This is a genomic window from Pseudonocardia sp. HH130630-07 (assembly GCF_001698125.1).
GTDB lineage: Bacteria > Actinomycetota > Actinomycetes > Mycobacteriales > Pseudonocardiaceae > Pseudonocardia.
Window position 1 is genome coordinate 34,181 of the sequence record NZ_CP013856.1, and the last position, 12,828, is coordinate 47,008.

The window sequence follows — 12,828 nt, forward strand, 5'->3', positions numbered from 1 at the left end:
CCGCCGCTGTGCTGACCTGTGGGCGATCCGGCCCGAGCCCTCCCCGGCTCCAGGACCCGGCCCACCACCGACATGTCCCGCCGGACACCCCACGGGGCAGGGCACGCTGCGGCGCCCCGCCCCGAACGAGGTGACGATCAGCCAAGGGCCGCTGCCTCGCTGTCCTCCTCACCCTCGGGTGCACCCTGCTCGTTGACATCAACGGCGTCGCCGGCGTCCTGGGGGACGTCGGTGTCCTCGGTGGCGTCGTCGGTGGTGTCGTCGGTGGCGTCGTCGGTGAGGACGAGCTGCTCGACGTCGGCCAGGGCGTAGCCCCAATCGCGCAGCTGGGCGAAGTAGCGGCGCGTCGCCGGGGTCGGGTTGCGCCAGCTGTCGCGGCTGGTGCCGTCCTCATAGGCGGCGAGCACCAAGGCGAGCGCGAGCATGGTGGCCCGGGCTGCGGAGCCGGAGCGTGCGGCCTCGGCGACGGGGCTGGGTCTGCCGCTATAGTAGCTGTAGCCGCCGCCTGCGTCGCTGAGCCCGAGCAGTGTTGAGGCGAGGTCGTTGCCGGATTCCATCGCCCGGCGCAGGTCGTGGTCGCCCTGGGCGAACTCGGCGGCGACGAAGATCGCCGCTCCCTTCGGGGCAGCCTTGCGCGCGAACAGCTCGCGCAGCCAGTCGCGGCGCACGACCTGCGCGGACTCCCACGCCTTGTTGTTCGCGATCACCGTGCGGCGTGTCTCACGCGCGGCTTCACGCTCGCGGTCCTCCCGGGCCTGACGCTGCTCGTCGGTCTCCCCGACCGGCGCCGCCGGCTTCTGGCTGCTGTTCGGGCGGTCGTAGCGTTCGGCGTGGCCGTGGGTGGCGGGGTCGGTGCACACCCACAGCGTGTGGGCGGTCTTTCCCTGGTCGAAGTCGAAGCGCACCGTGACCGTCGCGGCATGGCCCGGGCAGTCGCGGTGGGCATCCTCGGTGAGCTCGGTACCTGACGGGTCGTCCAGGCTGGGCCGCAGCCGGGCCAGGGTCATCGCAGTGTCGTGACCGGCGTCGTCACGACCCAGGACGGTGACACCGTCCTCGCGCAGCTGGTCTTCGAGCTCAGTGCACAGGACCCGCTCGGCGCGGGTGTCACGCAGCCGCTGCGCGGCGTGGGCGAGCTGGTGAGGCCGCTGTAGCGCGGTTTCGGTGAGCCGGGCGACGGCGTCGTCGTCGTCGCTGAACTCGGCGATCACCGACATCTGGATCAGATCGAGGTCGTAGCGGGCGCCGACCTCGATCGCGCGGGCGCTGCCGGCGACCGCGGTGGTCTGGCGGACCCGCTTGGCCGGGGTCCGCGTGGTGCGCGCGATCTGCGCCGCGGACATCCCGAGCCCGAGCAGCTGCTGGTGGGCGGTGACCTGTTCGGCATCGGAGATGTCGGCTCGGTGCTGGTTCTCCGTGAGCTGGTCGATGATCCGTTCGGCGTCGTGAGTGCGTCGAGCCCGCTCCGGTTCAGTGTCGATGTCAGCGGTGGTCGGCTGGGGTTCGATGAGGACCCTCACGCGTGCCAGGCCGGCCTTGAGCGCGGCCAGGGTGCGACGTTGGCCCTTGCGCACGACCAGCACGCTGACCCCGTCGCCGTCGCCGTCGCCGTCGTTGCGTCGGTAGACGCTGATCGGCTCACGTACACCGCGGTCGCGGACCGAGGCGCAGAAGTGCGGGTCGAGCTGAACCTCGGTGCGGGTGTTGACCTCCAACACCAGCTCGGCGGGGTCGGCCCAGGCCAGCTCACCGAGCTGGTCGAGCGTGCTGAGGGCCGCGCTGGTGTCGAACCCCGGGCGGGTGGTGGCGAACTCGGTGTCGGACTGGTCGTCGGTGCCGACCGTCGCTTCTGTGGTCGCTTCGGTGGTCGGTTCTGTGGTCATGGGCAGCAGGCCTTTCACTCACCGGTGATGTCCACCCGGCGTCGCTGGCCGGGTGGTGCGTCCCCGATGGCCGGGGGCGCGCTGCGCGTCTCCGGCGGCCCGACGGGTGGCTCGGTGGGGGTTCTGCCGTGGTCGCGGCGGTGTGGACCCGCCGGGCGGTGGTGGTGCGCATGCAGGTAGCTGCGGGGCGGGTTCACCCGCGGGGACCCCGCGGCAGGTTCATCACCGAGCCACCCGTCGGGATGCCAGCGTGGGGTCCGCCCCCTGCTGCGGGGCGGACCCACACTCCGGCGACTCCGTCTACTGCTGTTCGACGGCGGTGTCGTGGTCGTGGCTGTGCCGGCAACGTGGCTCGCGAGGGGGCAGGCACTGCGCTGCGAGCTCGAGCAGACTGGTGTCGTCGTCCAGCCCGATCGCGGTGAACATCTCATCGAGATGGCCGACCAGATCAGCACCGCTGATCGACCCGCCGCCGTCGTCCTGGAGATCCCGCCAGGCCACAAACAGCCCGAGAATCCACCGCTGGGCAGGGGGCGTCGGCGCACAGCGGGAACGGCCGGTGCGCGGCCGGCGGGGCGAGGTAAGCGAGCACTGCGGGGATCACGCGGCACGCCGGTTGGTGTGGCGGTGCAGGACCGGTAGGACGCTCTCCGCGATGGTGGAATCGGTACGGCCGTGCTCGACCAGCGCACCGTGGGCGGTGACGAGGTAGTGCCAGCCGATCCGCCAGCCGGCCCGCTCGAGCGGGGCGAACCACACCCGTGTCCCGTCCGGTGTGGTGAGCACGAACGCGGGGGTGCCGTGACTGTCGGGTGGGGTCTGGGTGAGCTGGTCGGGATCGATACCGCGCACGGAGAAGATCCGCCGGATGTCGGCAATCGTGGTCATCGCTGGAGCTCCTGTTCGCAAGGGGATGGTGGTCAGACACGCCCCGGCCCGCCGACCGGCACCCCGCTGACGACGAGCGGGGGTGCCGGTCGGACGGGCTACCGAGGTGAGGAGCGGTCAGCTCGCGGCCGCGGCGAAGGTGGCCGAGAGCTGCATGGCCTCGATGCCGCGTGACTCGACCTCGTAGGCCTCGTCGACGTCGGGGATGCTCTGGGCGGCCGCAGTGACCGCGTGCAGCACCCCACCCGAGGTCGGGGCCCCACCGCGGATGAAGTGGGTCAGGATCGAGTCCTGGGCGGCGGTGGAGAAGCGCAGCTTCTTGCTGACGTGCTCGATGGTCTGCTGAGGGCGGGTGACCTCGACCCCGGCGTCGGCCTCGATCTCGGCGATGCGCTCGGCCACCCAGTGAGGGTCGAGGAACTTGCCCACGGCGTCGCGGGTCATGTTCTTGGCCAGGGCCAGGCTGGCGGCCTGGGTGTCGGACGACCAGTCGATCTGGCCGTGCTCGAGGCGCCCGCCGGCGTGGACCTCATTGATGGCGTGGCGGGTCAGGGTCATGCCGTTGTTGCAGATCTGGACGGTGAGCTGGGGGATGAGGCGGAACTTGCCCTGCCCGGTCTCGGAGTTGGTCAGGACGAACCCGGCGAACACCGTCGGGTTGTCGGCGCCACGGTCTCCGGAGAACGGGGAGGTGTAGCCACGCAGCAAGGCCGGTGCCATCGCCGCGACCGCGGTGGAGCGGATCTTGACGTACATGCGGGACTCGGACAGGTCCGCCGAGACGATGTCGACGGGGTGGCCGGCCTCCCGGATCCCGTCCAGGCAGGTCATCAGCACGTCGAGGTTCTCGATGGGGCGGTAGCGGTCCGACAGCAGCGCCCTCATCACCCCGTGCCGTCCGTCGCCGTCGGCCAGGCCGCGCACCAGGAACCGGCGCTCGGGCCGGTGGGTGAGCCAGCCGTTGACGTTGGCGTCGTAGAGGTCGATGTTCTGCTCGCGGGTTCGCCGCAGGTAGGCGGGCGGGATGCCGAGCTTGTCGGCGATGCCGCTGTCGGCGGTACGGGTCGGGGTGAGGCTCAGGTCACCGGTGGTGACTCCGTCCATCGACAGCTCGACCCCGGCGCCGTGCACCAGCATCTGCCCGTCCTGGGCCGCCAAGGCGGACGCGGCGACGACGTGGTCGGTCTTGGCTGCCTGCTGGGTACGCAGCAGCTCGACCATGTCGCTCAGGTCGGCGTTGCGGGTGGTCAGCACGACGGCGTTCTGGTCGGTGGTCTGCTCCATGGCGGGGTTCCGTTCTCTCGGGCGTACGCACCGGCCCCTGGGGAAGCGGGGCCGGTGCGGTCCCGACCGCTGTGGTGGGACGTGACTCGCCCGCACCCCGCGGCCCGGCGCGGCGGGGCCGCGCGCTCGCCCGACCGGTGTGACACCACTCCGACGACCCATCCCGCAGCTGACGACACAGACCTGGTGGTGTCACCTGTGTCGGGTGCGGCAGGGGCGGCATCGGCGGGTAAGCCGGGCCGCGGGGTGCAGAGTCACCACGGCCCATCCAGCTGCGGTCGCGACCTCACCGGAACCCTGCGCTCACCGAATGACCACGCAGAACCCCATAGTTCGAACTATTGTTCCCATCTGAGTTAGGCTGCGCGGGTCCGTCGGGGTGGGGGAAGCACCCCGACGGACCACAAAGCTGGACGCCGCGACGCGAGGCTGGGGGATGGGCGAGAACAGTCGTTACGACCGCTACGCCCACCGAGTCGGCGCCGAGATCGAAGCCGAGGCCTCGGCGCTGCGCGTCGTGGCCGGCCTGGTCGAACGGGGGTGCCGCCGATCCCGGACCGGGTGGTCGCCGGTCGGGTCGCGGGCATCTTCTCGGCCGCGGCCGCCGAGCTCTCGGCAGGCTGGCCGGTGCAGCTGCAGCTGCGGCGCACGGTGCGTTGGACCGCTGATGCGCTCCGCGCCTAGTGTCCTGAGTCAGTGATTCGTTTGCAGTAGTGAGCGACGCTGTCGAGGATCTCGTCGGCGGTTTTGGTCCAGACGTAGGGCTTGGGATCGTCGTTCCAGGTCTTGATCCAGGCTCGGACGTCGGCGTTGAGCGCGCGGACCGAGCGGTGGGTGGAACGCCGCAGCTTCTTCGTGGTCAGCTCGGCGAACCAGCGCTCGACGAGATTGAGCCATGACGAACTGGTCGGGGTGAAGTGCAGGACGAACCGCGGGTGAGCGGCCAGCCAGCGGCGGATCGCCGGGGTCTTGTGGGTGGAGGCGTTGTCCAGCACCAGGTGCACGTCGAGCTCGGCGGGGACTTCGCGGTCGAGGGTGCGCAGGAACTTGCCGAACTCGACCGCCCGATGGCGGGCGTGCAGGGAGCCGATGACCTTGCCGGTGGTGATGTCGAGGGCGGCGTAGAGGCTCGAGGTGCCGTTGCGGACGTAGTCGTGGCTGGCCCGCGCCGGGCTGCCGGGCAGCATCGGAAAGACGGGCTGGGTGCGATCGAGAGCCTGGATCTGGGTCTTCTCGTCCACACACAGCACCAGCGCGCGTTCGGGCGGGTCGAGGTAGAGACCGACGACGTCGCGGACCTTGGTCCACGAACAACGGATCTTTCGACAGCTTCCAGGAGTCGGTCTTGTGCGGCGCCAGTCCGAACGCCCGCCACACCCGCGACACCGTCGTCTGCGACATGCCTAGGTGGGCTGCCATCGAGCGGGTCGACCAGTGAGTCGCATCCGCCGGTGTCGTCTCCAAGGTCAGCACGACCAGGCGCTCGACCTGCTCGTCGGTGACCGTGCGCGGACGCCCCGGCCGCGGCTCGTCGACCAACCCGTCGAGGCGGTGCTCGGCAAAACGGGACCGCCACGTCGTCACCGTCGGTCGCGACACCCCCAACCAGGCCGCGACCTCGGTGTTCGACCTACCCTCGGCGGCAGCTAGCACGATCTTGCTCCGGGTGGCCAACCCGGCCGCGCTGGTTCGTCGCCGCGCCCACGACTCAAGCTGGGACCGCTCGTCGTCGGTCAGGATGATCCGCGCCGGCTTCGGTCCCCGAGTCGCCATGCCGCAGCCTAACAACCGACAGCGATTTAACAACTCAGGACACTAGCTCGATCCCCGGACGAGTGGGCAGCGGTGATGCGCGCCTCCGAGGAACGTGCCGCGGTCCAGCTCCGTGATTGCGGCCTCCTGCTCGCACACTTCGCCCGGCAGCTGCGGCGCCGCGCGGTGCAGGTCACCTACGCCGGGTTACATGGCCAGGACATCGGGCTGGCGATGGCCGCTGTATTCGACAGCCTGTCTGTGACGCTGGATCAGGTCCCGAATCAGGTCCGCCGCGAAGCACTGGCCGCAGCGCGGCGCGAACACACGGGCCAGATGCCCCCAACGATCCGCGTGGGCGCATTCGCAAGTGTCTCACCAGCGGTTTTGGTCACTAGCCGCGCCGCCCGGGGTGCACCGGGCCGCTGTGTGCCCGGTCAGGGCACGTGACCGGTGCGAGCTTCCCGGAGCTGGCGCAGATGCTCGCTGAGTGCCTCCCGTGCAGCCTGCCGCGCCCCCCGGCCGGCCGGCCGGTCCAGCAGCGCCGGGTCGAGCTGCACTACCGGCCTAGCACCGCGCTGCAGGACCGGTGGCTGCCGGCAATCGGAAGCCGGAGCGGTGGTGCAGCGCATGTGGCCGATCTGGACGGCGCGGATCTCGTGCAGCCGCCCGCGCCAGGGCCGCAGCCGTGCCCCCATGACCCGTAGCGGGTCGCGGGCATCGGTGGTGACCGGTCCACGGGCCTGGTCAGGCCGGTCGGGGTGGTATTCGAGGGCGTGCCGGAGCCCGGCGACGGTGGCACCGGCTTCCCACCACTGCTTGAGAAGAGCCCGGGCACGCCAAATCTCGATCTTGCGGCCTTTTCGGCCTCCTAGGCCGAGGAGTGTGATCAACGAGAGAGTTGCCGCGTTTCTGGCACCGGCGGTGTCGGGCACGTCGTAGGGGTGCCAGGTGGGTAATGAGCCGAGTTGCGGCCGTCTGCCGCCCGACAAGGGCTTAGTAGACACGTGAGTAGTGGGGAGGTCGCCACTTTCATCCACAGTGTCCTGACCTTGGAATCCATGCTGCTCATCGGCAGCCTCATCTGCGAGGGTCAGACCAGCGTCGAGGCGGGGCAGCGGGCTGTGGGCGACCAGCGCGTAGGTGGGGGTCCGGCCGGTGTCGGTGCCGAGGAATTCCGCGCTCGCGCCCGGTTCGACGACGACGAGCAGCCCGCAGTCGCGGGCCCAGGCCAGCACTCGGGAGACCGTGCGCTCGGCCCGGCCGCCGGCGGCCCCCAGCCGTTCTGCGGTGAGTCCGGTGATCAGTCCGGTCTCCCAGTCCATGTGGCACACCAGCCTGTGCAGGATCGCTGACCAGCTGCGGCGCTTATCCGCGCGCCAGTCCTCGTCGTCGACGAGACGAGCGACGTGGTCGAGGGCCTCGGACTGGGCGGTCAGGACCCGGTACTCGCGGTCGATGAAGTGGCGCCAGCCCGGGTGCGGGACGAACCCGGCGCGGTGGCGAGCGCGGGCTCTGGCGACACCGCGAGCCTGCGCCCGTCTGCTCGGCGGTAGCGCCCGACTCCTACGGCCAGGGCCGCTGGCAGGTCCGCTGCGGCGGCGGGCGGCCTTACCCCGAGGAGTACGGCTCGGTGCGACCGCGGCGCGGATGCCGAAGTTGTCGGTTGCCCGCTGAGCGTTGAGTGGCAGTTGGTGGAGCAGGCAGAGCTGGGAAGGACCGGAGGCCAGGGTGAATGCGCCGTGCTCGTAACACAGAGTGCAGAACCCGGTGCCCGCTGCTGGCGAGCGCTCTGGTTCTGGGCACGACGAACTCGCCCCGTGTGTGTGGTGGTTGGCTCCCGGCCCAGGATGTATCCTGGACACGCGAAAGCGCCCCTTCTTCGTAGGTGGGGGATTGGCCCCGGTTCGCCGGGGCTACGGCGTCAGGCGGGTGCTGGTCCGACCTGATGCGAGAACGAACCGAGGCGGCCCCCTGGCCGGGGGGTCGCCTCGTTCTTGTCTAGGAGGCCTTGTGCAGAGGCAGCTCCTCCTGACCGTGGCTGGTGGATGTGATCGGCAGCTGTTCACGGTGCTGCATGCCGAGCCTGATCAAGGCTGCCAGCGTGTCGGAGTAACTCCAGTCGAGGTCGACGGCCAGCTGACGGACCGCGGCGCCCTCGTTGGCAGGCAGCCGGGTCACCATCGTGTCGCGGGCCCCCTTGGAGGGGCGCCCGCCGTGGGCTTCCCGTTTCGGCATGCGCGGGATCTTGCCACAGGTTTCTGATACAGCTGAGCCGACGCGCCGCGACTCCGTGTTTCGCCCGGCTCCCCGACCCGAGCCCCCGCCGGAAGGGCGGAGTAGTGCGCCTATCAGCTCAGGTCGAGCCCGTTCTCCTCATTGCGGTCGTAGCCCAGCTCTTGGGCTTCAGGCTCCCGGCCTTGGAGCTCGTGGCGATGCTGTAGCTGATAGTCAACATCGTCGTGCACTGTCGTCAGGGTTTGGTGCTGTGTGTCCAGTCCGTGGAACCGCCAGGCACCGAGTTCGGGAGCGGCGCATTGATGCAGCAGGCGTTCGGCGAGTACCGCCATCTCCACCGGCCCGATTCCGCCGGGCACAGGGGTGACGACCTGCGGCTGCGCTGCAGCATCAGGGTGGAGGTCACCGCGGGGCCCGTCCGGGTGTGGGGTGAATCCTGAGTCGACGACCAGGCGGTGCCCGGGGTGGATGTGGTCGGGCGTCAGCAGCCACGGGCTCCCGGTGGTCGAGAGCACGACGTCGGCGTCGCGGAGACGGCGCAGGTCGTCCCCGTTCTCAAACAGCATCGGATCGTGGCCGCCCTGGCGCAGGAGCGTTACGACACCGGAGCCGACGAAGCCGCTGCTGCCGACGACCGCGATGCGGGCGTCGGGTAGGTAGGGCTCGGCGACGCGTACGACGCCGTCGGCGGTCGCGCACGCCGTGCGTGGCGCGAAGATGCCGAGGGCGTCGATGTCCTTGGCGGGGTCGATCTCGTTGAGCAGCGCGAGCACGGGCTGCGGTGGCGGGGCCTGGACGATGATCCCGGTGACCTGGGGGTCGTCGTTGGCGCGGTGGATGATGCCGGCGATCTCGCTGATGCCGGCGCTGTCGGGCACGACGATGTGGTCTGGGGTGGCGCCGAGCGCGGTGAAAGTGCGCACCTTCTGCTCGGCCGAGACGCGGGATGCCTCCATCCGGGCGGCCCAGACGGTGTCATGGGTGGTCGGCGCGAACCGCACGACCATCATGCGAGTCCCGTGTTGCTGCAGGGTGGCGGCGTAGGCGTCGCGGTAGGTGTCACGCACCTCGGCCAGGATCGCGCGGCCGGGGATCGTGCGGGGCTGGGGTGTGTCGATCATCCCTGATTTGCGCCAGTGTCGCCGCCGTCCTGTCGGGGTCGGGGGATGTCCCAGGGCATCGCGGCGAGGACTTCGTCGACCGGGCGCAGGCGGAGCCCGTCGAGTAGCTGGCGGGAGTCGTCGTAGTCGAGTCGGGTCACCTCGTCCCAGGCCGGGACGCTGTAGCGGTCGAGGGTCCAGTGCAGGTCGACGCGGGTCAGCGATTCCGGTCCGGTCGGGTCGGCGCTGGAGAACTCGCCGTGGTGCACCAGCCACGTGATCGCGCCCGGGTCGACGCTGCCCGGCACGAGCTGGGCGCGTGCGCTGTTCGCGGCGCCGGCGACGTCGGAGAGGACGTAGTGGCCGCGGGGTTGGCCGCGCAGCTCGCTGAGCACGACGGTCAGCAGCAGGCGGTCGGTTGCTGCCGGGTCGCGGGTGCCGCGCAGGCGCGCCAGGCACGACGTGGTCGACCCGTAGCGGTGCGGCCAGCTCAGGATCGCGTCGCTGGCCAGCGTCAGGCCGTGGGTGTGGGCCGTAGTCATAGCGGTCATCATCGTTCACGGCTCCAGGTTCGTCATGGCCTGCTGCGCAAGGGGCGCGATCGGGGCCGGCGGTACGTGGTTCTCGAGGAGCTGCAGCAGCAGCTCGTCGCCGCGGGGGCGGGCGATGATCTGCAGACCGACCGGGCAGCCGTCGGCGGTGAAACCGGCCGGGACGCTCACTGCGGGGTGCCCGGAGAGGTTGATGCCCCAGGTGAGTGCGACGCTCAGGTGTGCGCCGGGACCGTCGTGGCCATGTGCTCGCCCGGGGGTCGTGGGCGTCATCAACAGGTCGAAGTTCTGGAGAAGCTCGGCGAGTCGATTGTTGTTGTCGTGTCGCGTTCGCTGTGCGAGGCGCCGGTCTGCTGCACTCGAGGTGGAGCTGCGCAGAGTCATCCACGCGCTCTCGGGATCGGTTAGGTGGACCCCCGGTCGGGACAGGGCCAGGCCGGCGCGGGCGCACAGGGCCTGAGCTGCCCGCTCGGCAATCTCGGCGACCTCGGGGTCGAGGTGCGGCCCCGCGAAACCGAGGGTGGCCGACCAGCCTGCGGCCGCCAGAGGGGTCTCTGACATCGCTGCATGCAGGGACCAGTCGAGGAGCACGGCTGCGGCCCAGGGCCGCAGTAGGGCGGGTTCGCGGACCAGCACACCGGGTACGGCGAGCCCAGTCGGGTCGGAGGTGGGGGCGCGGCCGGTGCTCGGCTTGAAGCCGATCACGTGACACCACGCTGCCGGGATCCGGACCGACCCGGCCCCGTCACTACCGCAGGACAGCGGGACGATCCCGGCCGCGACTGCCGCGGCCGCGCCGGCCGACGACCCGCCGGGAGACAGATCCGAGCGCCACGGGTTACGCGTCGGACCGCGATCGGTGTAGCCCCAGGTCTGGTAGCCGCGCCGGCCACGAGGGACGGTTGTGGCCCCGATGGGCACGGCGCCGGCTCGGAGAAGACCTTGTACGCCAGGGAGCCGGGCGCCTCGTTCGCCCTTGACCGTGATCGGTAGACCGTCCAGCGGAGACTCAGCTGTGTCGCCTGGATGAGGTGGCGCGCCGGTGTCGAGACCGATGGAGAGGAACGCGCGCAGCGCTGGATCCAGGCGCCGCGCCTGCTCGATCGCAGCTGCGGCCGGCGCCTGCTTGTCCGCGGTGTGGTGTGTGGTGGCTGTGTCTCCTCGGATGAGTGCTGCCTCAGTCTGTCGCATGTGCAAGCGGCAGGTGGCTAGCTTCGTTCTCGGTAGTCGTCCGCCAGGTGTCGCACCAGCTCGAGTGACTCGGCTTCGGACAGAGCGAGTTCTGAGAGTTCGGCGTGCAGCTGCGCGTACATGGCGATGAGGTCGGGGTCCTGGATCAAGGTGCTGCCGGATTCGGTGCCGACGAGTGCCTGTGTGTCGTCGTAGAGGTGGAAGCCCGACACCGGCGCGGGACGGGGTGCAACAGTGTCCAGAGCCAGCACCCGGAAGATGACGTTCGGTTGGGCAGCGATGCGCGCGATGCTTTCCAGCTGCTCGGCCTGTTGCCCGTAGCTGCCGACCGGCCAGCGCAGGGCCTGTTCATTCTGCACCATCTGCCAGGAGCGACCGGGATCGGCGAGTAGCTGGGCCCGCTCCATGCGGGCGTCGACGGACTGAGCCGCGTCCTGCTCGTCGAGCTGTGCGTCGGGGGTGAACACCGCGCCTGCGTAGCGTCGTGTCTGCAGCGGGCCGATGATCACCGAGGGGTGGTAGGAGCGCACCAGGCGGGCGACTCGCTCGGCCTCGTGAATGCGCCACTGGAACCGGTGGGCGCTCCCGCTCTGCAAGACGACACGGGCGTCCACACGCTCGGCCTCGAGGGCTCGTGCCTGCTCGACGAGCTCGTCGATGCGCTTGGGGGTTAGTGAGTCGACGCCCTGCTGCGCGTAAACCTGCAGCACCGCGCGCACCAGTCGTGGGGTCGGTCGAGACTCGCCGGCCTCGGTGCGGGACAGCGAGGACTGCCCGACGCCGGCTGCCTTGCGTGCTTGGTTCTGGCTGAGGCCGGTCTGCTCACGCAGCGCGCGCAGTAGCTCACCGGACAGCGGGAGGCTGTCCGGTGAGCTACTCGACTGCGCATCGGGCACTGAGCTCAGGCTGCCCTCTGGCGGTGGTGCAGCTCGGGGTGCCGGTCCCACCACACGCGAAACGGTTCCGCCGCCGAGTGGGCGTCGTCGCGTGCCCGCAGGTACGGCGCGATCAGGTCGGGGTCGGTGACGATGTCGGCGCTCAGAAAGCGGCCGTGCTCGTCGTACTGCATCGGGATCAGCAGCGCGTCATTGACCAGCCAGAAGTCTTCGCGGATGAACGTCGCTGGGGTGTCGTGCTCGCCAGCGCGGAGTACGGAGATGTCCTCCCCGGCTGCGGCGTTGTGGACGTAGCACCAGTCAGCTTCGTACCGCTCGTACTCGGTCATGGCGTTGGAGAAGGCGCGCACGCGATAAGAGATCAGCCCGCGGGCCTCTTCGCCCCGCAGGATGGCAAGCCACTGCTCCTTGCGTTCCATGTCGGGTCCGTCAGCCCCGGCGAGGTAGCGCTGGAAGTCGCTCTCCTCGCCCTCGCTCGCCATGTAGCGGGGGAGGCACTCCATCCGGAACAGACGGTCCCCGGCGTGGTGGAAGTGCTTGTCGATGGCAGCTTCGAGTTGCTGTTCGTCGATCATGCTGCTACTCCCTCCAGGACCTGTGCCTTGACCGTCCCGAGCTGTTCGGTGATGGGGTCGAACAGCTCCGCGAAGGCGATGAGCTCGACCTCTCCGGTGACCTCGGATGAGATCACGTACACCCGATCCGGATGGAGGCCAGGTCCAGTAACCCCACGGGTGCGCGCGACTGCGTCGCACTCGGCCGGGAGCAGCCCGGCAGGCATCCAGCCGACGACTTCGCCCTTGTCGAGCAGGTGTTGGAAAGGGGCAGCCTCGGCCGGGGTGGTCCGCTTGGACACGACCCACAGGTCTTCGGTGTCGCCGACGACTTCGTGGACTGACGGGCAGACTCGGCTCTCGCCGCATTCGCTGGCGGTGGTTACGAGCGTGCGGATCTCGAGATGGGGCACGTGCTCGGTCATCGGCGTTCCTCCCGGTCAGGGTGTGACCAGGTCAGTGTCGGTCGGTCTCGACCAGCTAGTCAATCG

Annotated in this window: 12 protein-coding genes and 1 pseudogene; all 13 read right to left on the minus strand. The window is 70.1% G+C overall.

Translation table 11 applies throughout. The annotated features are described in order from the left end of the window. Positions 1-137 precede the first annotated feature (137 nt). Positions 138-1,883 (minus strand): ParB/RepB/Spo0J family partition protein, encoded by a 1,746-nt coding sequence (locus AFB00_RS30760; RefSeq protein WP_068801012.1) that lies wholly within the window; start codon positions 1,881-1,883, stop codon positions 138-140. 300 nt (positions 1,884-2,183) lie between these two features. Further along, positions 2,184-2,384: a hypothetical protein gene (locus AFB00_RS30765; RefSeq protein WP_068801013.1), complete on the minus strand. Its 201-nt coding sequence runs from the start codon at positions 2,382-2,384 to the stop codon at positions 2,184-2,186. 99 nt (positions 2,385-2,483) lie between these two features. After that, a complete protein-coding gene (locus tag AFB00_RS30770; RefSeq protein ID WP_068801014.1) occupies positions 2,484-2,771 on the minus strand; it encodes a hypothetical protein in 288 nt (95 codons plus the stop codon). Positions 2,772-2,888: 117 nt separating this feature from the next. Beyond that, complete coding sequence (locus tag AFB00_RS30775) at positions 2,889-4,055, minus strand: DUF932 domain-containing protein (RefSeq protein WP_068801015.1); 1,167 nt, start codon at positions 4,053-4,055, stop codon at positions 2,889-2,891. Positions 4,056-4,735: 680 nt separating this feature from the next. Further along, positions 4,736-5,828, minus strand: a pseudogene (locus AFB00_RS30780) (IS630 family transposase). Positions 5,829-6,244: 416 nt separating this feature from the next. Further along, positions 6,245-7,132, minus strand: a complete 888-nt coding sequence (locus AFB00_RS30785) for a hypothetical protein (protein ID WP_231974595.1) — start codon at positions 7,130-7,132, stop codon at positions 6,245-6,247. Positions 7,133-7,808: 676 nt separating this feature from the next. Further along, a complete protein-coding gene (locus AFB00_RS30790; RefSeq protein WP_068801016.1) occupies positions 7,809-8,045 on the minus strand; it encodes a hypothetical protein in 237 nt (78 codons plus the stop codon). Positions 8,046-8,158: 113 nt separating this feature from the next. After that, positions 8,159-9,166, minus strand: a complete 1,008-nt coding sequence (locus AFB00_RS30795; protein WP_068801017.1) for a tetrahydrofolate dehydrogenase/cyclohydrolase catalytic domain-containing protein — start codon at positions 9,164-9,166, stop codon at positions 8,159-8,161. After that, a complete protein-coding gene (locus tag AFB00_RS30800) occupies positions 9,163-9,687 on the minus strand; it encodes a hypothetical protein (protein ID WP_068801018.1) in 525 nt (174 codons plus the stop codon). Before AFB00_RS30800 ends, AFB00_RS30795 begins: the two co-directional genes overlap by 4 nt. A 15-nt stretch (positions 9,688-9,702) precedes the next feature. Continuing rightward, positions 9,703-10,887 carry an amidase family protein gene (locus AFB00_RS35695; protein ID WP_083276263.1) on the minus strand — a complete coding sequence of 395 codons (1,185 nt, stop codon included), beginning with the start codon at positions 10,885-10,887 and terminating at the stop codon, positions 9,703-9,705. Between the two features lie 17 nt (positions 10,888-10,904). Then, complete coding sequence (locus AFB00_RS30810) at positions 10,905-11,783, minus strand: helix-turn-helix domain-containing protein (protein ID WP_197520042.1); 879 nt, start codon at positions 11,781-11,783, stop codon at positions 10,905-10,907. A 5-nt stretch (positions 11,784-11,788) separates the two neighbouring features. Then, positions 11,789-12,358: a DUF6879 family protein gene (locus tag AFB00_RS30815; RefSeq protein WP_068801020.1), complete on the minus strand. Its 570-nt coding sequence runs from the start codon at positions 12,356-12,358 to the stop codon at positions 11,789-11,791. Further along, complete coding sequence (locus AFB00_RS30820) at positions 12,355-12,762, minus strand: hypothetical protein (protein ID WP_068801021.1); 408 nt, start codon at positions 12,760-12,762, stop codon at positions 12,355-12,357. The genes AFB00_RS30815 and AFB00_RS30820 overlap by 4 nt, the downstream gene beginning before the upstream one ends. Positions 12,763-12,828 lie beyond the last annotated feature (66 nt).